The organism is Pseudomonas sp. PDM05, assembly GCF_014851685.1.
In the GTDB taxonomy this organism is placed as follows: domain Bacteria; phylum Pseudomonadota; class Gammaproteobacteria; order Pseudomonadales; family Pseudomonadaceae; genus Aquipseudomonas.
Genome location: NZ_JACVAC010000001.1, coordinates 434,869 through 454,265 on the forward strand (window position 1 = coordinate 434,869; position 19,397 = coordinate 454,265).

The following is a 19,397-nucleotide window of genomic DNA, read 5'->3' on the forward strand; positions in this document are numbered from 1 at the left end:
GCTCAGCGGTTTGCATGACGGCCGGAAAGTGAGTTACCACTTCTGCCAAATGCCGCCGATGATCATGACAACTATCCAAATGTAAGAAATGCGATAGGGCCACAACGCCCATCGCTTGAGCGCTATGGGAACTGATGCAAGTTCGGCCTCTGAAACTAGCCCTGCCTTCAAATAGGGCTTTGGATTCGAGAGGAAATCAATCATCAGCCCCATGCGATGGAATCTGTCGATCCGCTGGTTTTTTCCCCAGAAACGCTTATGCCTTCGAACCTTTTCGTTTTCACTGAAGTATTTTTCCAACTCATCGAGCTTTCGATACTCCGCAAATAACATCAGCCCCAAAAGGATGAATACGCCGGCCATCAATACAATGCTGTAGATAAGAAAAAACGACATTGTTAAGCCCGCTCCGGTTCAAAAATCAAAACGCCATCGACCTCTACAACTTTCCCCCCCAGAAAGGCACCGCTATCACCCATCCTGTCACCGCCTAAATACCCTCCCCCCGCTCCCCCAATAACTGCGCAGACCAGTTCACTCTGTCCTTTCATCGCCACACCCAAAGCGACTGTACATAGGCGACGCGCAACTTTTGCACCTACCGCTCCGAACCAAGCAGCCCCCGCCCCACCACACACGCCTCCTTGATCTCCAATCCCGCAGCCCCGACATCCATCGCCAAACCCACATACGTGCCCTTCCCCAACCACTTCGACACCTGCGCAATCGCCCCCATGCGCTTGGCATAGCCATCGATCTCGCCCTTGTGCAAAAAGCTCTTGGTGGAAATCCCCAACACGTTCTTCAACGACTGATTGCCACGCAACCCCGTGCCAAACCGCGCCGCGCCACGCAGTTGTGTGTCGAGCAATTCAAACAACACCTGGCGCTGGCGGATAAACGTCTGACGGTTCAAGCCACCGGCCTTCAAGCGCTGATGCAACTGCTCGATGTCTTCCAGCGTGCGCAGCACTTCATCCAGGTGCCGCGCCCACGCCGAGGTCGTGCTGCCGACGCCTATCGAGCCGTACGAAACACATACGCGACCAGCAGAATGTTCAGGCCGGGCTACGCTCCAACACCACAAAAATAGCCAGGAGTCGGCATGCGTACCCGCTCACGAAAACGGCGTCACCTACCATCTGTGCCAGATGGCCCAGATGACTGCTGCAAAAAACCAAATTCCCGCTAAGCGATAAGGCCACAACACCCAGCGTTTGAGGGCTAGAGGAACAGAGGCCAGTTCGGCTTCGGTCACGAGGCCTGCTTTCACAAAGCGCTTTGAGTCAGATAGGAAGTCGACCATCAGCCCCATCCGTTGAGACTTGTCTATCGGCTGGTTCCTTCCCCAGAAGCGCTTATGTTTGCAAACCTTTTCGTTTTCACTGAAGTAGCTTTCCAGCTCGTCGAGCTTTCTATATTCCACAAAGAGCATCAGTCCCCAGATAACAAAACACCCACCCATCAACACGATGCTGTAAGCGAGAAAAAATGACATTGTCATGCCCCCTCTGGCTCAAAGATGAATTGGCCATCGACCTCTAAGACTTTCCCCCCCAAAAAGGCACCGGTATCGCCGAAAAATGAGCCTCCTGCATACCCTCCTGCAGCACCGCCAATAATTCCACAGGCCAACCCACTGCGCTCCCTAAGCCCTACCGCCAACACGATCCTGCATGCACTACGAGCAACCTCTGCGCCATACCTCCCACCAAACGAAGCCCCCGCCACACTCCCCGCCAACCGCCCACTCTCCACATACTTCGCCTGCCGACACTGCGCCTCCCGCCCCACCACACACGCCTCCTTGATCTCCAATCCCGCAGCCCCGACATCCATCGCCAAACCCACATACGTGCCCTTCCCCAACCACTTCGACACCTGCGCAATCGCCCCCATGCGCTTGGCATACCCATCGATCTCGCCCTTGTGCAAAAAGCTCTTGGTGGAAATCCCCAACACGTTCTTCAACGACTGATTGCCACGCAACCCCGTGCCAAACCGCGCCGCGCCACGCAGTTGTGTGTCGAGCAATTCAAACAACACCTGGCGCTGGCGGATAAACGTCTGACGGTCCAAGCCACCGGCCTTCAAGCGCTGATGCAACTGCTCGATGTCTTCCAGCGTGCGCAGCACTTCATCCAGGTGCCGCGCCCACGCCGAGGTCGTGCTGCCCACACCTATCGAGCCGTAGGTCAGCAGGCTTTGCAGCAGGTCATAGTCATTGATCACGGCTGTGCCGACCGATGCTTTTTGCTCCAGCTCGCGCCGTACTTCTTCGGCGCGGCGCATCAACCAGGCTTCCTCTCGGGAGCAGCTCACGCTGTAGGCGTCGGGAATCACCACCAATTGCCCCGGCGTCACCAAGCCGTGGCGCAGGTGGTGGTTCAACACGTCAAAATGGTCCGAGCGCTGGCGGCTCAGGCCGTGGCCCATCAAGCGGGTTTTCAAACTGGTGAGATCGATGGTTTCGCGGTTGATATAGCCCTGCGCCATGCCCTGCATCCCGAATCCAATGGAGATGGCGTCGAAATATAAGCAGGCACTGCCGCCCCGGACACAAGCCCAGGGGGCGACCATTCAATTTGGGAAGCGGCCTACATAGGCGCAGAAACAGTGCTGACAGAAACCAGCCTAATAACCGGTCATTTCCAGGTAACCCACCCCACCGTCGAACTGCACCGGTCCTTCCCAGTAGGGAATGCCAAGGTTCATCCAGGCGTTCGGGTTGAGCGCCGTTGGGGTGATGTCCAGCTGTTTGCCGGGAATGTTCAGTGACCAGCGCGTGGGAATCGTGCGCCCGTCGAGAGTGGTGGTCGCCAACGGTGTCAGTTGGATGTCGGCGTTGTGCAGGGTCTGGACCTGGCCCCGCTGATCGATCCAGGTGCCGGTGAGGTAACCCGCGCCGTCCTGCTGACGCACGCGGAACAGCATCAACTGTTCACCGCTGTCCAGGTGCAGGGAGAACCAGTCCCAGCCGGTCTGGCCCGCGGCGAGGGGTTGGCTGCTCCATTCGCGGTCGAGCCACGCGGGACCGCTGACCTGATAGGTGTGGCCGTCGATGCTGACGCTGCCGCTGGCGCGGAAAAACGGTTGGCTGTAGTAGTACGACGCCTGGCCCTGGTCGGATTTGCGGCTGTAGCCCTTGTCCCCTTGCAACACCAGCGGGCGGCTGGAGGTCAGGTGCAGGTCATAGGCGAACTGCGCGCCACTGGCCTTGAGTCGCATGTCGGCCAGTGGGCTCGCGGCGCCAGGTTGGCTGGCGAAATCCCAGTCGTCGATCCACGCATTGAACGGCACCGCCTGCGCGCCGGCCTGGCCGACGCCGCCGCGGGCGTAGCGTTCGGCGGCATAGTGGCGCGTGGCGGACGTGACGGCGGCGTGTCCCAGCCAAACCGCCGAATCGTGCCAGCCGGGCTGCGTCGGCCCGGCCTTGAGCGCATTGCGAAACAGCGTCCATTGCACGCCGAATTCATTGCCCTGGGCGTCCTTGAGGTTGGCGGTGACGTACCACCACTCGATGCGAAAACCGTCGTGGGGGCCATGGTCGCCAGGAAAGCTGAACACCCTGCCGGGCACCACCTGGGCAAAGTCCGCCGCCGCGCTGCCCAGGCCGGCGAAGCTTTGCTCGGGCGCCGGGACTTTGTCACACGCGCCCAACAGCAGCAAAACCGCGAACAACGTCGCTCTAATCTTCATGGGCAAAGGTCCTCAACAAGTCCGCCGGGCGACTGCGGTACAGCTGCCACAACGGCCAGGCCGACGCCAGCAAGGTGGCCAGCAGCGCCAGCGCCAGCAACTGCGCAAGCTGCCACGGGAACACCTGCAACGGCAGGCGCCAACCGAACGCCTGCACGTTGATCACCGCATCCAGGCACCACGCCAGCAACTGCCCCAGGGGCACGGCGAGGACCAGCGTGAGCACCGCCAACAGCCAGGTCTGCCCCAGGTTCAACAGCATCAATTGCCGCCGTGTCACGCCCAGCGCCCAGAGCGGCGCGAGTTGGCCGAGGCGGCTCTGGCTCTGGGTCAACAGGCTGATAAACAGCGCCACGCCGGCGACGCCGAGGGTCAGGCTGTTGAGCGCCGCAGTGGCGGCAAAGGTGCGTTCGAACACCTGGCTCGACCAGCCCTTGAGTTGCTGTTGATCGACGATGCGACTGTCCTCCAGGGCAAACCCGCGCTGCACTTCACGCACCAGCGGCGGCACATCCTGTGGCAACACCCGCAGGTTGAAACGTGCCGGCGCCAGGGTCGGCCAGTGCGCCAGCAGGTGCTTGGCATTGACCAACAGATGGCCCTTGGGGTTGCCATAGTCGGCATAAATCCCCACCAGGACGGGCGACCAGACGCCTCGGGGTGTGGGAATACTGACCGTATCCCCCAGTTTCACCGACAGTCGCCGCGCCAATTGCTCGCTGAGCATCAGGCTGTCGCCTTGCAGCAAGCGGTCCCACGGCGCGCTCGCAGCCTCGAGCAACGGCCAATGCTGGCGATAGGTCGAGTCGTCGACCACACCGAACAGATCCGCCGGCCAACCGTGCAATTGCACGGCGACCTGCCAGGTCGGCAGTACTGCCTGCACCAACGGCTGTTGCGCCAGCCAGGTGTTGAGCTGTTCGGCTTGCGCCGGGTTTTGCGGATTGAGGTACAGCTCGGCCGTCAGGCGTTGCTCCAGCCAGTTGTTGAACGTCTGGCGGAACCCCGAGGTCATGGAGCCCGCGCCGATATTGGCCGCCAGGGCCAATAACAGTGCCATCAACGCCAGGCTCAACGCGGGCAGCTGTTGGCGGCAGTCAGCGAGAAACCATTGCCCCAGCACCGAGCGACTGCGCCCCAGCACGGCCTTGAGCACGCCATTGAGCATCACCGGCAAGCCCAGCGCCGCCCCCAGCAGCAAGGCCGCCATCAGCACAAAACCGGCGGCCAGGCTGTCGCCCAGCAGCAGCGCGAGCAACGCGATCAACAGCGCGGCGGCGGCGACCCAACCCTGGCGGCGCAACCAGCGCCCATGGGCGTCGTGCCAGGCTTGGGCATTGGCCAGCGCCAGCAAGGGCAAACGTGCCGCCCGCCACACACTACTGGCGCCGGCAAGCAGCGCGCCGAGCAGGCTCAAGCCCAGCCCGGCGGCCCACCACCACGGGCTCAGGCTCAGTTGGCCAGCGACTTCGGCGCCATAGAGGCCCCGCAAGCTCGCCGCCACATCCGGCAGCAGCAGGCTCGCCAGCACATAACCGCTGGCCACCCCGAGCACGCCGCCGAGCAAGGACAATACGCCCAGTTCCACGGCCAGGCTGAGGATCAGTAGCCGCGCACTGACCCCGCAGGCGCGCAAGGTGCGCAACAGGCCACGACGTTGCTCCAGGGCCAGGCCGATGGCGGCGTGCACGATAAACAGCCCCACCACAAAGGCCAAAAAGCCCAGGGCATCGAGGTTCAGGTGAAAGCTCTCGGTAAGGCGCGACAAGTTGTTGTCTTCGCCCTGCCTGAGTTGCAACCCGGCGGGTGGCGTGGGCTGGGCGGCGGCGTAGGCCTTGTCCAGCAGCAAGCGCGACAGACGCCCGGGCATGTCCAGCAAGGGCTGGGCGAAGCCGATGTCGGTCAGCAGCACGCCGGGGGCCATGTCCTGCCGGACCTGCAACGGCGCCAGGCGATGTCCGTTGGTGGTCAACGGCTGGTCGCCCTCCTGCAACCCGAGGGCATGCAGGGTTTGCGGCGCGATCCAGGTACGCCCCGGCGGCTCGAAGAACGCCAGCATCTGCGCCTGGCTCAAGCGCTGGCCCGCCACCGCGCCGCCGCCCGGCAGCGACAACGGCTCGATGCCCATTAATTGCAGGCGCGTGTCTTCATGCCCCTGGAGCTGCACCCGCCCCTGCACCACCGGCGACACCGGCCACCCCATCCGGCGCAACTCGGCGAACAGCGCCTGGGGGAAACTCGCCCCATCCGGCGCGCTCAGGCTGGCCTGGGGCTCGCCGCCGATCAATTGGCTGGCCCGCGCGTAACTGTCCCGCGCCTGGCTGTTGAGGGCCTGCACCCCGGTCAGCAACGCCGTGGCCAGCCACAACCCGGTCAACACGCTGAAAAACTGCACGGGATGGCGCCGCCAGTGGCTCAGCAGTGCGCGCAAGACCCAGTAAAACACCGCCATCTCAAACAGCGCCCGCCGGGACAACCCGGCCACGGTGCAGCACCACTTGACGCTCCAGGCGTGCGGCGATGCGCGAGCTGTGGGTGACCATCAACAGGCTGGTGGGGCTGTCGCGCAACAGGTCCAACAGCAATTGCAGCACCTCATCGCTGGTGGCTTCGTCGAGGTTGCCAGTGGGTTCATCGGCCAACAGCAGCGCCGGACGCGACGCCAACGCCCGCCCCACCGCGACGCGTTGCTGCTGGCCGCCGGAGAGCTGTTCGGGATAACGCTTGAGCAAGTCGCCCAGGCCCAGGCGTTCCACCAATTGCGCTTGCCATCGCGGGTCAAACCGCCCGGCCAGGCGCGCCTGGAAGGCCAGGTTGTCGTCGACGCGCAGGCTGCCGATCAGGTTGAACTGCTGGAACACCAGGCCGATTTCGGTGCGACGCCAATCGGCCAGTTGTGCCTCACCGAGTTGATCAAGGCGCTGCTCACCGACGCGGATGCTGCCGCTATCCACCCGATCCAGACCGGCCACCAGATGCAACAAGGTGCTCTTGCCGCTGCCCGACTCGCCCATCAGCGCCAGGCTGCTGCGCGCCGGCAGTTGCAAGTCGACCCCGCCCAGCACCGCCAGCGGACCTTGCGGGGTTGCGTAGCTTTTAAAGACACCTTGCACCTGCAACATGGGAGCACTCACCAAAGGACTGAAATCGAGAATAACGGTTGGCCGATGGGCTCACGCAAATTTTTCACATGGATTTCACCGGTTGCCTACCCATCGCCCTCTAAATTGCCCATCACACGCCAAATACCTGCAACTTTTCCGCCGGTAGCAATGGCAACTTCTAGCACTCACATGTTCAGCGAAAAGACAGCAGCCCTGTGCCACGCTCCAGTTCCACTACGGGCTTCTATTTGTAACGTTGCGCCTGTTTGATTTAACACTGCCAACAGTGCCCATGGTGATTAGTGTGGTTGACCTTACTCTGACCAAACCGCGCTCAATCCGAGCCGTTATCAAACGCCTGCGAAGGCTCTGGATCGGCATTGCGGCCGTCGGACTGATGCTCACCGGCGCGATGTTATGGCCGTCGTCACCGCCCGATCTGGGCGTCGGCAGCCGGCTGCTCAGCTCAGGCCTGTTGGCCCATTGGCACAGCGGCGAGGTGATTGTGCTGGTGCGCCATGAAGAGCGCTGCGACCGCTCCGCCAATCCTTGCCTGGGCCCTCCCGAAGGCCTGACCGTGAATGGCAGCCAACAGGCGGTAAAACTCGGCAAAGCCTTTAATTCATTGGGCATGGAGGCCAGCGACATCCTTGCCAGCCCGGCCGTACGAACCGCCCAGACGGTGCATTTCATGTTTGGCAAAAGTGAGTTCAGCTCAGGCGAAAGAGCCATCTGCGGCGCGGCCATGGGTGAAGAAATGCTCAGCCACAAACTGCCTGGCCGCAATCTGGTCTTCGTCACCCACAGCGGCTGCATCGCCGACTTCGAAAAGACCCTGGGTTTCCCCCACGCAACGTTCCCCGAGTACGGCAGCGCACTGTTCGTGCAGGTGCTGGCGAACGGTAAGTTCAAGGCTCTGGGTATCGTCAACAACCAGGATTGGCCCGCCGTGCTCAAGCAACTCTAGAACTTAAATACTTACCTCCCCAGCCCATGTTCAGCAAAACGACAGCCAACTTCTGGCATGTTTAGTTGTGCCTGTTAGTTAAGGACGTCATGAATATTTTCAGTGACTTAGTGGAAACTTCAGTGTTTTACGCTATGACTTTCATACCCTCTCCCGCTTGCCTAGAACGTCAAGGAGCGACGTTTTCATGACCCGATTCAAACCCCTGCCGCTGCTGTTGCTGGCCGTTGTCGCATTCTATTTGTTACCCCTGGGCCTGCACGGTTTGTGGATCCCGGATGAAACCCGCTACGCCCAGATCAGCCAGGAAATGCTGCTGAGCGGCAACTGGGTCACACCGCACTTCATGGGCGTGCGTTACTTCGAAAAACCTGCCGCCGGCTATTGGCTGATCGCCCTCGGCCAGGCGATGTTTGGCCAGAACCTGTTCGGTGTGCGCATCGCCTCGGCCTTGACCACCGCCCTCAGCGTGCTGCTGGCCTATCTGATCGCACGGCGGATGTGGAACGATCCACGCAAGAGCCTGACCTGTGCGCTGCTGTACCTGAGCTTTGGCCTGGTCGCCGGGCAAGCCGGGTACTCCAACCTCGATCCGCAATTCACCTTCTGGGTCAACCTCAGCCTGGTCGCACTGTGGTTTGCCCTCGACAACACCACCACCCGTGGTCGCCTGGCCGCGTGGACAATGTTGGGCGGGGCCTGCGCCATGGGCTTCATGACCAAGGGTTTCCTGGCCTGGGCGCTGCCGGTGCTGATCGCCGTGCCCTACATGCTCTGGCAGCGGCGTCTGGGCGAGTTGTTGCGCTATGGCCCGCTGGCCATGGCGGTGGCGCTGCTACTGTGCCTGCCCTGGGTATGGGCGATCCATGTGCAAGAACCGGACTACTGGCGGTTCTTTTTCTGGAACGAACATGTCCGCCGCTTCAGCGGAGCCACCGCACAACACGCCCGGCCGTGGTGGTTCTTCCTGCCGATCATGGTGGTGGCGTGCCTGCCCTGGGCTGCGCTATTGCCGGCCACCTTGAGCAAGGCCTGGACGCAAAAACGCCAGCCGGCGGTGGGCTTTCTTGCGCTGTGGTTGTTGTTGCCGCTGTTCCTTTTCAGCCTGAGCAAAGGCAAGCTGCCCACCTACATCATGCCGTGCCTGCTGCCGCTGGCGTTGTTGATGGGGCATGCGCTGAGCGACCTGGTGCAACGGGGCAAATCGCGCTCGATCCGCGTCAACGGCATGCTCAACTTTGGCATCGGCATGGCGGCGATGGTGGCGCTGATCTACCTGCAAATCACCAGGCCGCCGTATGGCAACAGCCACGCGGAGATGTTCAGCCTGTCGCTGATGTTCATCGTGCTGCTGGGCTGGATCCTCACGAACCTGCTGCAAGCGTTCCGCCCGCTGACGCTGTGGGCGATGCCGGTGCTGGGCATCGGCTTGCTGGTGGTGCTGTTGCCGGCGAGCATGCCGGCGCAAGTCACCGACAACGAAATGCCCGACCAGTTTGTGCTGGAGCACCTGGACGAACTCAAGCAAACCAGCGCCTTGCTCAGCAACGAATTGGAAAGTGCCAGCGCTCTCGCCTGGCGCCTGCAACGGCCCGAAGTGGGGTTGTATGAGACCGAAGGCGAGCTGCGCTATGGCCTGCAATATCCGGACAGCGCGCAACGCAAGATCAGCCTGGACCAGGTTGAAGACTGGCTGAAGGACGCCCGCCGCAAAGGTTCGGTGGGCGTGCTGATCCGCGTCGGCAGTACCAGTGAAATGCGTCAAGCCGGGCAACTGCCCCTCGGTGGCAAACGGTATGACAAGGGCTACCTGCAACTGATCATTTATCCGAAGCTGCCATGAACCAGCGATTCACAGAGAAACACGGCGCCCTGCTGCTCCTGCTGGCGGTCACGGCATTGATGCTCTTGCCGGGCCTTGGCGGCCGTGACCTGTGGGGCCCGGAAACGCGCTGGGCCGACATCGCCTTGCACATGCTGCAAAGCGGCGACTACTTCGATCCCTACCTCAAGGGCGTGCCTTACTACGACAAGCCCCTGCCCTCCTACTGGCTGATCACCGGCCTGGCCCACGTGATGGGTGGCCTGGGCCCGTGGTCGTTGCGCCTGCCGTCGGTGCTGGCGGCGTGGTTGAGCGTGTGGCTGGTCTACCTGATCGGCGCACGCCTGCTGCACAAGGGCACCGGCCTGCTTGCAGGCTGGATGCTCGCCACCACCTTCTACTTCATGTTCTGGGCACGGGTCGCCACCGCAGATGTGCTCACCGTGTGCGGCGTGCTGGCGGCGGTGTGGTGGTATTGGCGCGGCCCGGATGACACGCGGCTGGGACGCTACACGGTGTTTTTCCTGCTACTGGCATTGACGTCCCTGTTCAAAGGCTTGATCGGCTTTGTGCTGCCGGGCCTGGTGCTGCTGCCGCACCTGCTCAGCGAACAACGCTACAAACGTCACCTCAACCTGCGCCTGCTGCTGGCGCTGCTGATCGCCGCCGGGGTGTATGCGGTGCCGTTCGTGCTGTCGCACTTCTACGGCACGCCAACCTATGGCCAAAGCGGCCTGGCCCTGGTGTTCCGGGAAAACGTAGTGCGCTTCTTCGACCCCTTCGACCATATGGGGCCGATCTATACCTACCTGATCTACCTGCCCGCCTACACCTTGCCCTGGACACCCTGCTGGCTGCTCGGCCTGTGGCTTGCCCTGCGCCATTGGCGCACCACGCCACCCAACGTGCGCTGGCTGGTGTGGGGCCTGGGCCTGCTGTTCATCTTCTTCACCGCCAGCGGCAGCCGCCGCAGCTATTACGTGCTGCCGCTGGTGCCGTTTGCCCAACTGCTCGGCGCCTGGTGGCTGCAGGAACACCTGTTGAAAAAACCGGCCGCCCGGCCACGCTGGCGCACAGGGTTTGGCATCGCTGCGGGCCTGTTGCTGCTGATACTTGGCGTGGCGTATCCCTGGACCAACGGCAACGGCGGCGTGACCCGCTTCGCCGAAGACGTGCGCGCCGAAGCCGTCAAACGCGCGCCTTGGGAGCAATGGCAAATGGTGCTGGTGGAAGTCGACAATAAGCTGCCGATGTACCTGCAAAACGGCGGCAAACCGTTCTACTACGTGGCCCAGGACCAGGACTTCCCGCGCCAGGGCGACAGCGCCGCGTTCATCGCCTGGCTGGACAAAACCAGCGGCCGGCACTTCGACCCGCAGCACACCCTCATCGTCGCGCAATTCAGCAAAGACGACCCGACGCCGTTGGCGTACCTGGGGGCGGATCACCAGGTGATCGTCACCCAACCGGATAACGGCGAGCGCATGTTCAAGAAACGTGAGGAAGGCAGCGTGGCGTTTCTGCCGGGGCGTTAATACGCCCCTTTCGGCAGGCTTGTAGCATGGATAAACGCTTCATCCAGCGTGCTGGCGCCATAGGCCGTCATAAAGCCGTGCCCATCGGTGAAGTGATTGAAGCAATGCGCGCGAGCAACGCCATCGGCAAGCCGTTGGCGTCGCGGTGCAATTGGGTACGCAACGCATCGCGGCGGGCCACCAGTTGCTCGACTGCGCGCTGGAGCAGCACGGGCTCCAGTGGGCCGGTCAGGTCGACGTAGCCGCCGATGTTGTAGAGCGGCGAATCGCCCTGGCGCAGTTGGTCGAGCCAGATGTCCCGTTGGGCGGGAGGGGAAAAGGCTGCATAAGATCCTTCTCATGGAGGTCTGGCACTGGCCGCGCAGAGCGGCCCACTACGGAGAAATTGCCGGATTTGAGCATGGGCCCCCGGGACTGTCTGTCAGCCGAAACCCGGACATTCAAATGGATAGCAACGGGGTTGGCGAACGACTCAGTGCTGAAACGATTAAATAGTTGTAGGAGATTGGCTACATCTTCCCGATGTCGATGAGCAACGGATGCTCTCAAAGAAAATATTTTCCATTCACTTTCAATTACTTAATTAATAAACGAGGTAATCCATGACTTTTTTTCGGCGGAATTGCCTGTCAGAAACGTCGAATTAATGACGTTATTTTTATGGCAGCTTCTGTCACGCATTTCCGCTACATACGCAGGACAAATCCCCTGGTTGAATGGATTTTCGAGCGCCGATGACTGTTCTGGAAGAACGGATGGCCCCGAACCCGCCAGGGTGTCCGCTGACGGTTTTTGACATCAAGGATGAGATGGCTATGAGTTTGACGCTGAGCATTGGCACCCCCGAGAGCCCGCATTTCTATGCCGAAATGGGTGAGTTGATTGCCAGCAGCGGCCACGGGGATTTTGCCGCGAACATGCTGCATCTGGTGGACAAGTGGGTGCCGATCCATTTGGTGGACCTCAGCGAATGGACCCTCGACGAAGCGCGCGACACGGTGCTCGACATCAAGTTGCTGGGCAGCGCCGGGATCAAGCAGGCTTTGTCAGCACCGCAGATCGTGCACCCGCCCAACGACCATCCCCTGCTGCGGGACATGTTGCACATGCAAGACCCGCTGCTGATCCAGATGAAGGCCAAGGCCCACAGCGCCCATCCCCGGGGTGGTTCGCACCAGTGCAACCTGGTGTCACGCCAGGGCAACCGGCGCTGTGTGATTTCGTTCTACCGCCCACCGACCCAGCGCGGGTTTTCCCTGACCGAGTTGTCGTTTCTCAAATGCCTGTCGGACACCCTGCTGCCGCTGATGGAGCGCCACGCGCAGATCCTGCGCCAGGCCCCCGCCGTCGACAGCGAACCGGCCCCCACCTCTCTCGAGCAGTCGCAGTTGCAACGTGAGTTCTACAAGCGCCTGGCCCTCAGCGAGGTGACCCTGTCGGCGCGCGAGCAGGAGGTGTGCCTGGGCCTGTTGACCGGCGGCACCGTGCCGCAGATGGCAGAAAAACTCAGCGTGAAAAACAGCTCGATCGAAACCTACCTCAAGCGCGCCGCCGCCAAGCTGGGCGTGAGCGGCCGGCATGGTTTGGCCAAATGGATGGTGGGCGCCTGATGCACAACCTCAGATTCTCCACGCTGGCCCTGGCCTGCCTGCTGGGCGCTGGTGGCCGAGGTCAACCTGTACACCGCGCCGGGCGGCGCGTGGGGCGTCACAGCCCCGACTGCCGCAACCGATACTCCCCCGGCGTCAGTTGCGCATAACGCAGGAAAAACCGGCTGAAATACGCCGGGTCCTTGAACCCCAGCTGGTAGCAGACTTCATTCGCCGAGCTGCCGGTAAACAGCAGCAGGCGCTTGGCTTCCTGCATCACCCGCTCCAGGATCAGGCGCTTGGACGGCAGGTCGGCCAGGCGTCGGCACACCTCGTTGAGCCTGGCCGGCGTGACGCCAATCGCCTCGGCGTAGCGGGCCAGCGGCCAGTGTTCCAGGTAGTGGGCTTCGATCAGTTCGTTGAAACGATGGAAGATGCGCAGGTCTTCATGCCGCGTCGGACGTGCCGGCAGGGAGTGGGCGCACAGACGCAGCAAGCGGATCATGATCAACCGCGTGAGGCTGTCGAGGGCGGCGGCGCGCCCTGCCCGTTCGGCGTTGATCTCGCTGCACAGTTCTTCGAAGAGTTGATCCAGGCCCTGGCTGTCAGGCGCCAATGCGACGCAAGCCGAGCCTGAGGCGAGGCTGGGGTCGGCATCGATCAATGCCCATACCAACTGCTGGCGCACCGTCAGCACGTGCCCATCGGCGTCCGCTTCAGTGACAAAGGCGTGGGGCACCGTCGGCGCCGTGAGGAAAAACATCGGCCCCGATTCGACGTACTGGCGATCGTCCAGATACACCCGCACCACGCCGCTCTTGACGTAATGCACCTGGAAAAACCGGTCATGCCGATGCACCGGCATGTTGCGCCCGAAAAATCCCGCCAGGTTGGCCAGCCGGTCGTAATGCACCTCGGCGTCGCTGTAACGCTGGTCGTAGACCTGCCCGATGTTGATGTTGGGGATCGGCTTCACGCTGCTCTCTTCTTGTTGTTTTACCGCTGCTGGATTTTGCCACGCTTGACGGTAGTTAACATATTAAATATAACGTTAACACATGAACGATCTGCCGCAAGGTCGGCGCGATTGTTCGAGGCGGGCCGCGACAGGCCCTTCTCCCCACGGCCACTCAAACAAAAAGTACAACACTATGAGCACCGTCAATTCCATCGCCAGCCGCGAGCTGGCCGAGCACGATCGCACCCATCGTTTAGTCACCTGGCGCCTCATGCCGTTGCTGCTGGTGTGTTACCTGTTCGCCCATCTGGACCGCATCAACATCGGCTTCGCCAAGATGCAGATGAGCAGCGATCTGCACTTTAGCGACACGGTCTACGGCTTCGGCGCCGGGTTGTTTTTTATCGCCTACGCGCTGTTTGGCGTGCCCAGCAACATCGCGCTGGACCGCGTCGGGCCGAGGCGCTGGATCGCCAGCCTGATGGTGGTGTGGGGCCTGTTGTCCACCGGCATGTTGTGGGTGGAAAGCGCCCGTGGCTTCTACGTGCTGCGCTTTTTGCTGGGGGTGGCCGAGGCCGGGTTTTTCCCGGGGATCCTGGTGTTTCTCAACCGCTGGTATCCGGCACGCCGACGTGCCCAGGTCACCGCGCTGTTCGCGATTGCGGTGCCGATGGCCGGGGTGTTGGGCGGGCCGTTGTCGGGGGCGATCCTCGAACACTTCCACGACGTAGGCAACCTGCGCGGCTGGCAGTGGATGTTCCTGATCGAAGGCGCGCCCGTGGTGCTGTTGGGGTTGGTGGTGCTCAAGTGGCTGCCGGATGGTTTCGACTCGGTGCCGTGGCTGAGCGCCGCGCAGAAGCAGCAACTGCACGCGCAACTGCGCAGCGAAGAACAACGCAAGACCATCACCTCGTTCAGCGGCATCCTGCGTGACCCGCAGGTGTGGCTGCTGGTCGCGGTGTACTTTGCGGTGATGCTGGCAGTGAACACCCTGGCGTTCTGGATGCCGACCCTGATCCACGGCGCGGGCATCGGCCGCGACAGCCAGGTCGGCCTGCTCAGCGCCGTGCCGTACCTGGCCGGGTGTTTTTTCATGATCGGCTGTGGGCGCTCGTCCGACCGCTTGCGTGAACGCCGCTGGCACCTGTGCGTGCCGCTGTTGATGGCGGCGCTGGGCATTGCGGTCGCCGGGCTGGCGCCGGAAAACCCGCTGCTGGTGATGGGCGGTCTGGTGCTGGCAGGCATGGGCGCGAGCGCCGCGTTGCCGATGTTCTGGCAACTGCCGCCGGCGTTTTTGTCCAACACCACCCAGGCGGCGGGCATCGCGATGATCAGTTCGTTCGGCAGCGTGGCTGCGTTCCTCGCACCGTACCTGATCGGCTGGATGCGCGATGCCACCCAGAGCGCCAGCCTGGCGCTCTACGTGCTTGCGCTGTTCATCGCGCTCGGCGGTTTGCTGGTGCTGCGCACCCACGCCGCCATCGTCAATCCGCGCTAGCGCTTGATGTTTTTCAGGTCATCGAGCAGGCCCAACAGGGTCTGCAATTTCTCGTCGCCCAATTCATCCTGCAAACGCTGGTAGTTGGCTTCCATGCACGAGCTCATGGCCTCGAAACTTTCCCTGCCCTTGTCCGCCAGGGTCACCAATACGCGGCGCTGGTCCTGCTCGGCCTTGCGGCGATGCACCATGCCGGCGGCTTCCATGCGTACCAGCACGCCGGTCATGCTCGGTTTGAGGATGCAGGCCAGTTCGGCCAGCTGGTAAATCTCCAGCTCACCGTGCTGTTCGAGGATGCGGATGATGCGCCACTGCTGCTCGGTCAGGCCGTGCTCATTCAGGGACGGGCGGAAAAAGCTCATGGCGGCTTCGCGGGCTTGCAACAGGATCAAGGTCAGGGACTGGCGAGGTTTGAGCATAGGGATCAGGGTCACGATGGATTTGATTAATAATTTAACGAAACTCTAGCATTCCCTGCCGGCAAGTGCGCGCTATACGTTTGGCGCGTGCTGCCGGTGGCGCCCAGAATCAAAACTCCGGGCACGCAGGATCAAGACTTCCACCCCGTCAGGGCCCTTAATGGAGGCATCCGCTTTAGCGCCTTCCTTCACCTTTCAGGCTGCGCCATGATCAACATCGAAACCCCCACGTATTACACCGCCACCAAGAAGTACAACCTGAGTTTCCCGACCCTGGAGCAGGACATCGACGCCGACGTCGTGGTGATCGGCGGCGGTTTCTCCGGGATCAACACGGCCCTGGAGCTGGCCGAAAAAGGTTTCACCAATATCGTCGTGCTGGAAGCGCGCTACCTCGGTTTTGGCGGTACCGGCCGCAATGGCGGGCAGATCATGGCCGGCATCGGCCACGACCTGGAGAAGATCAAGAAGGACGTGGGCGAAGACGGCCTGCGCCAGGTGTTCGAGATCAGCGACCTGGGCGCCGACATCATCAAGCACCGCATCGCCAAGTACAACATCGACGCGGATTTCTGCCACGGCTACGGCTACATGGGCTTCAACGCCCGCCAGGAAAAAACCCTGCGCGCCTGGGAGAAGGATTTCAAGTCGATCAACAGCCAGCACGAGATCCGCTTTCTCGGCGGCTCCGACGTGCAGCAGATCATCGGTTCCAAAGCCTACACCAGTGCCCTGCTGCACATGGGCGGCGGCCATGTGCACTCATTGAACCTGCTGCTGGGCGAAGCCACCGCGCTGGCCAGCCACGGCGTGCGGATTTTCGAGAACAGCCCGGCGCTGGAGGTCAGCTACGGCGAACGCATCACCGTGCGCACCGGGCGCGGTTCGGTGCGGGCCAGCAAGCTGCTGTGGGCCTGCGACAGTTTCCTCAACAAACTGGAACCGCAGCTGCACCGTTCGACCATCAACACCTATGCGTTCCAGATGATGACCGAGCCGTTGCCCGAAGAATTGATCCAGCGCATCAGCCCGATTCGCGGGGCCTACAGCGACATCCGCCCGGTGATCGACTACTACCGCGTGACCAATGAAAACCGCCTGCTGTTCGGTGCCGCAACGCCGCTGGTGGAGCATATTCCCGGCGATCTCAAGGCGTGGAACCGCCACCTTATGCTGAAGATTTTCCCGTACCTCAAGGAGGTGAAAATCGACCTCGCCTGGGGCGGCCCGATGGCGTGCAGCCCCAACCTGTTCCCGCAGATCGGCACCTTGCCGGGGCGCAGCAATGCGTTTTTCGTGCAGGGCTATTCCGGCTTTGGCGTGACCCCCAGCCACATCATCTGCAAGGTCCTGGCCGAAGGCATGAGCGAAGGCTCGGCGCGCTATGACCTGCTCAGCTCAATCCCGCGCCCGACCATTATCGGCAAGGACGCCATCCGCCCCTTGCTGCTGACGGCGGGCAAATCCTGGCACCAACTTTCCGGCTATTGGAACGGGCGCCGCTAACTATTTTTTACTCATCAGGAGCAACTGCCATGACCCTTACCACCCTCAAGCACAATATCCAGCTGTCCGAACTCGACGCCTGGGGCAGCGTGGCCGATCTCGGTTCCGAAATCCTCGAAGGCGAAGTGCGTGCCTTCGGCAAAATGACCTTTGGTGCACCTACCGACGCGATCAGCAGCGCCTACTTCGGCACGACACAGGGCAAGTTCCGCATGGTCTATCCGTTCAATGAGCAGGCCACCGTCGTGACCGGGGAAGTGGTCCTCACCGACGAGTCCACCGGCCAGTCCACACGCTTCAAGACCGGTGACAGCTGGTTCGTCACCCAGGGCACGCCGGTGTTGTGGGAAGTGGTCAGCGAGAGTTTCGTCAAACACTACTTTGCCGTTGCCTGACAACCCCTTCGCTCCTGGGACGCCCCCTGACTCTTGTAGTGAGCGGGCTTGCCCGCGCTGGGGGGCGAAACCGCCCCACATCCAAACACCGCGGATTACCTGACTCACCGCAGCGGTCTTATTGGGGCGGCTTCGCCACCCAGCGCGGGCAAGCCCGCTCACTACAATCAGAGCCAGGTGGCGTCCCAGAGTGAATAGTCGCCTAGGCGTTCAACCAAACCAGCCCGCAACGGGTTGGCCACGATATAACGCGCCATAGTGCGAATATCATCTTCCACACGCACAGCCCTATCGTAATAACCGGGTTGCCATACACGCGCTTGGCTTTGTCGACACCTGTTGATCGTCAGCGTACTGCGCGACTTGATACGACGTACCACGTCGCCCAGCGTCTGCTGCTTTAGCTCAAACAGCCAATGAAGATGATCCGGCATGATGACCCACGCCAGCGAGTCGACCAGACCAAGCTCGTGCACCTGGCGGAACTCGGCCACCAGTAGGCGACCGAGGAACAGGTCGGCGAACAAGCGCTGGCGGTGGTGAGTGACAATAGTGATGAGGTAGCTGCGTCCATGCTCCGAGTAGCGGCCGTGACGCAGACGATGGGTTTGAGGTGTTGAGCGCAATCCGTTGCTCCTGGGCAAAGTCCCTAAGAGCATTAACACTAGCCAGCGATTTACAGCCAACCAGCCCCACATAGTGACCAAATACGTCTGTCGTGAACGGGCTTGCCCCGCGCTGGGGGGCGCAGCCGCCCCAAACCCAGGCGCCGCGGTCCTCCTGAAACACCGCAGCGGTCTTATTGGGGCGGCTTCGCCACCCAGCGCGGGCAAGCCCGCTCACTACGGCGTCTTACAAATGCGCTGGTCTAGCCCGCCGCCTGCATCCGGCTCGAACGGAAATCCTTCGGCGACACTTCAAACTGCTTCTTGAACGAACGACTGAAATGCGCCGAGTCGGTAAAGCCCCATTTGTAGGCGATCGAGGTGATCGACTCGCTGCGCAAGAACGGGTTGGTCAAATCATCCGCGCTGCGTTTGAGCCGTGCACGCTGGATGTAGCGGCAGACGCTGTCGTCCTGCTCCTCAAACAACCTGTACAAGTGGCGCACCGAGATGTTCAAGCGGTTGGCCAGGCCGATCGGGCTCAGACCCGGTTGGCTGAGTGACTCGTCAATGACCTTCTGAACATAACTGCGCAGATTGTTGCCGTGCAACGACGCCACGCCCTCGCGGCCGTCATCGCCCTGCTCCAGCGCCGAGCCCAGCAGCGAGACAAAAGCCGATTGCAGGGCCTCGACTTCACCGCCGCCATCCTCTGAGTTGTCCTTGCACAGTTGATCCATCAGCACATGCAACATGCGCCCGCAGGCTTTGGTCGAGGAGATCTTGCCGAACGCACGCCCATCGCCCCCCAGGTGTTTGCACACATCGGCGCGCGACAGGGACAGCGAGGCGTGTTCGATCAGGCCGAAGGGGATGATCTCAATGGAGCCCACCGAGTCCATCAGCAGCATCTCGCCAGGCGCCAGCTGCAGGGTCTGGCCGTTCTGTACGATCTGCGAGTAACCGCTGCGCTGGCTGACCAGGAAACAGTCCTGGTCGTTGTCGTGGTCGGCGTGGTGCGCCGGGCGCTTGATCAGCCCGGCATTGGTGCGCAGCATGGCAAGGCCGCGCGGCAAGTTGCTGATCTCGCCGATGAACAGCGAGCGGTTGAACGCCAGTTCCGTATCGAAATAGCCGCACGCGGCGCGCAGCTCCCGATTCCAAGTGTCCAGCCCGTCGTGTGCACGCTGAGGGATGCTCATGGGGTGTCTCCGCAATGGCTTTTTTTTGTTGTTCTCGAGCAATAGTTAACATGTTAGCTATATGCGCGCAACAACAACCTGTCTGCCCATTACGGTTG

At 61.8% G+C, this 19,397-nt stretch carries 17 protein-coding genes and 3 pseudogenes; 7 read left to right on the plus strand and 13 right to left on the minus strand.

Annotated features, from left to right (window positions below; translation table 11 throughout):
• Positions 1–33: 33 nt before the first annotated feature.
• The 7 genes and pseudogenes from IB241_RS02040 to IB241_RS02070 all read right to left on the minus strand — a co-directional run bounded on the left by IB241_RS02040 (position 34) and on the right by IB241_RS02070 (position 6,821).
• Entirely contained in the window at positions 34–396 is a 363-nt protein-coding gene (locus IB241_RS02040) for a hypothetical protein (RefSeq protein WP_192296735.1), read from the minus strand.
• 2 nt (positions 397–398) lie between these two features.
• A pseudogene (locus IB241_RS02045) lies at positions 399–1,036 on the minus strand (hypothetical protein); the annotation flags it as partial.
• 99 nt (positions 1,037–1,135) lie between these two features.
• A complete protein-coding gene (locus tag IB241_RS02050) occupies positions 1,136–1,498 on the minus strand; it encodes a hypothetical protein (protein WP_192296736.1) in 363 nt (120 codons plus the stop codon).
• 2 nt (positions 1,499–1,500) lie between these two features.
• On the minus strand, positions 1,501–2,496 hold the full coding sequence (locus IB241_RS02055) for a hypothetical protein (RefSeq protein ID WP_192296737.1): 996 nt from the start codon (positions 2,494–2,496) through the stop codon (positions 1,501–1,503).
• A 138-nt stretch (positions 2,497–2,634) separates the two neighbouring features.
• Positions 2,635–3,699: a lipocalin-like domain-containing protein gene (locus IB241_RS02060; protein ID WP_192296738.1), complete on the minus strand. Its 1,065-nt coding sequence runs from the start codon at positions 3,697–3,699 to the stop codon at positions 2,635–2,637.
• A complete protein-coding gene (locus IB241_RS02065; RefSeq protein ID WP_192297225.1) occupies positions 3,689–6,151 on the minus strand; it encodes an ABC transporter permease in 2,463 nt (820 codons plus the stop codon). Before IB241_RS02065 ends, IB241_RS02060 begins: the two co-directional genes overlap by 11 nt.
• A gap of 1 nt (position 6,152) precedes the next feature.
• On the minus strand, positions 6,153–6,821 hold the full coding sequence (locus IB241_RS02070) for an ABC transporter ATP-binding protein (protein ID WP_192296739.1): 669 nt from the start codon (positions 6,819–6,821) through the stop codon (positions 6,153–6,155).
• Positions 6,822–7,095: 274 nt separating this feature from the next.
• Between IB241_RS02070 and IB241_RS02075 the strand changes: the two genes are divergently transcribed.
• The 3 genes from IB241_RS02075 (at position 7,096) to IB241_RS02085 (ending at position 11,127) form a co-directional block, all read left to right on the plus strand.
• Positions 7,096–7,770 carry a histidine phosphatase family protein gene (locus tag IB241_RS02075; RefSeq protein WP_192296740.1) on the plus strand — a complete coding sequence of 225 codons (675 nt, stop codon included), beginning with the start codon at positions 7,096–7,098 and terminating at the stop codon, positions 7,768–7,770.
• Positions 7,771–7,957: 187 nt separating this feature from the next.
• A complete protein-coding gene (gene arnT, locus IB241_RS02080) occupies positions 7,958–9,613 on the plus strand; it encodes a lipid IV(A) 4-amino-4-deoxy-L-arabinosyltransferase (protein ID WP_192296741.1) in 1,656 nt (551 codons plus the stop codon).
• Positions 9,610–11,127 carry an ArnT family glycosyltransferase gene (locus IB241_RS02085; protein ID WP_192296742.1) on the plus strand — a complete coding sequence of 506 codons (1,518 nt, stop codon included), beginning with the start codon at positions 9,610–9,612 and terminating at the stop codon, positions 11,125–11,127. The genes arnT and IB241_RS02085 overlap by 4 nt, the downstream gene beginning before the upstream one ends.
• Here IB241_RS02085 and IB241_RS27460 read toward each other — a convergent pair.
• Both IB241_RS27460 and IB241_RS02090 read right to left on the minus strand, forming a co-directional pair.
• Positions 11,124–11,228, minus strand: a pseudogene (locus IB241_RS27460) (ABC transporter ATP-binding protein); the annotation flags it as partial. The gene IB241_RS02085 and the pseudogene IB241_RS27460 sit on opposite strands and share 4 nt — an antisense overlap.
• A pseudogene (locus IB241_RS02090) lies at positions 11,222–11,454 on the minus strand (condensation domain-containing protein); the annotation flags it as partial. The pseudogenes IB241_RS02090 and IB241_RS27460, both read right to left, overlap by 7 nt.
• Before the next feature lie 488 nt (positions 11,455–11,942).
• On the opposite strand from IB241_RS02090, the gene IB241_RS02095 reads away from it, so the two are divergent.
• Positions 11,943–12,737, plus strand: coding sequence for a helix-turn-helix transcriptional regulator (locus tag IB241_RS02095; RefSeq protein WP_192296743.1), 795 nt, complete (start codon positions 11,943–11,945; stop codon positions 12,735–12,737).
• A gap of 97 nt (positions 12,738–12,834) precedes the next feature.
• On the opposite strand, the gene hpaA is transcribed toward IB241_RS02095, so the two are convergent.
• Positions 12,835–13,692, minus strand: coding sequence for a 4-hydroxyphenylacetate catabolism regulatory protein HpaA (gene hpaA / locus IB241_RS02100; RefSeq protein ID WP_192296744.1), 858 nt, complete (start codon positions 13,690–13,692; stop codon positions 12,835–12,837).
• A gap of 175 nt (positions 13,693–13,867) precedes the next feature.
• On the opposite strand from hpaA, the gene IB241_RS02105 reads away from it, so the two are divergent.
• Positions 13,868–15,172 carry an MFS transporter gene (locus tag IB241_RS02105; protein WP_192296745.1) on the plus strand — a complete coding sequence of 435 codons (1,305 nt, stop codon included), beginning with the start codon at positions 13,868–13,870 and terminating at the stop codon, positions 15,170–15,172.
• Here IB241_RS02105 and hpaR read toward each other — a convergent pair.
• Entirely contained in the window at positions 15,169–15,591 is a 423-nt protein-coding gene (gene hpaR, locus IB241_RS02110) for a homoprotocatechuate degradation operon regulator HpaR (RefSeq protein ID WP_192297227.1), read from the minus strand. The two genes, IB241_RS02105 and hpaR, sit on opposite strands and share 4 nt — an antisense overlap.
• A 207-nt stretch (positions 15,592–15,798) precedes the next feature.
• Here hpaR and IB241_RS02115 point away from each other — a divergent pair, with 207 nt between their 5' ends.
• Positions 15,799–17,097 carry an NAD(P)/FAD-dependent oxidoreductase gene (locus IB241_RS02115; protein ID WP_192296746.1) on the plus strand — a complete coding sequence of 433 codons (1,299 nt, stop codon included), beginning with the start codon at positions 15,799–15,801 and terminating at the stop codon, positions 17,095–17,097.
• A 29-nt stretch (positions 17,098–17,126) separates the two neighbouring features.
• Positions 17,127–17,492, plus strand: coding sequence for a cupin domain-containing protein (locus IB241_RS02120; RefSeq protein ID WP_192296747.1), 366 nt, complete (start codon positions 17,127–17,129; stop codon positions 17,490–17,492).
• Between the two features lie 167 nt (positions 17,493–17,659).
• Here the strand turns inward: IB241_RS02120 and IB241_RS02125 are convergent, their stop codons facing one another.
• Positions 17,660–18,118, minus strand: coding sequence for an REP-associated tyrosine transposase (locus tag IB241_RS02125; RefSeq protein ID WP_192296748.1), 459 nt, complete (start codon positions 18,116–18,118; stop codon positions 17,660–17,662).
• Positions 18,119–18,360: 242 nt separating this feature from the next.
• Entirely contained in the window at positions 18,361–19,299 is a 939-nt protein-coding gene (gene feaR / locus IB241_RS02130; RefSeq protein ID WP_192296749.1) for a transcriptional regulator FeaR, read from the minus strand.
• Positions 19,300–19,397 lie beyond the last annotated feature (98 nt).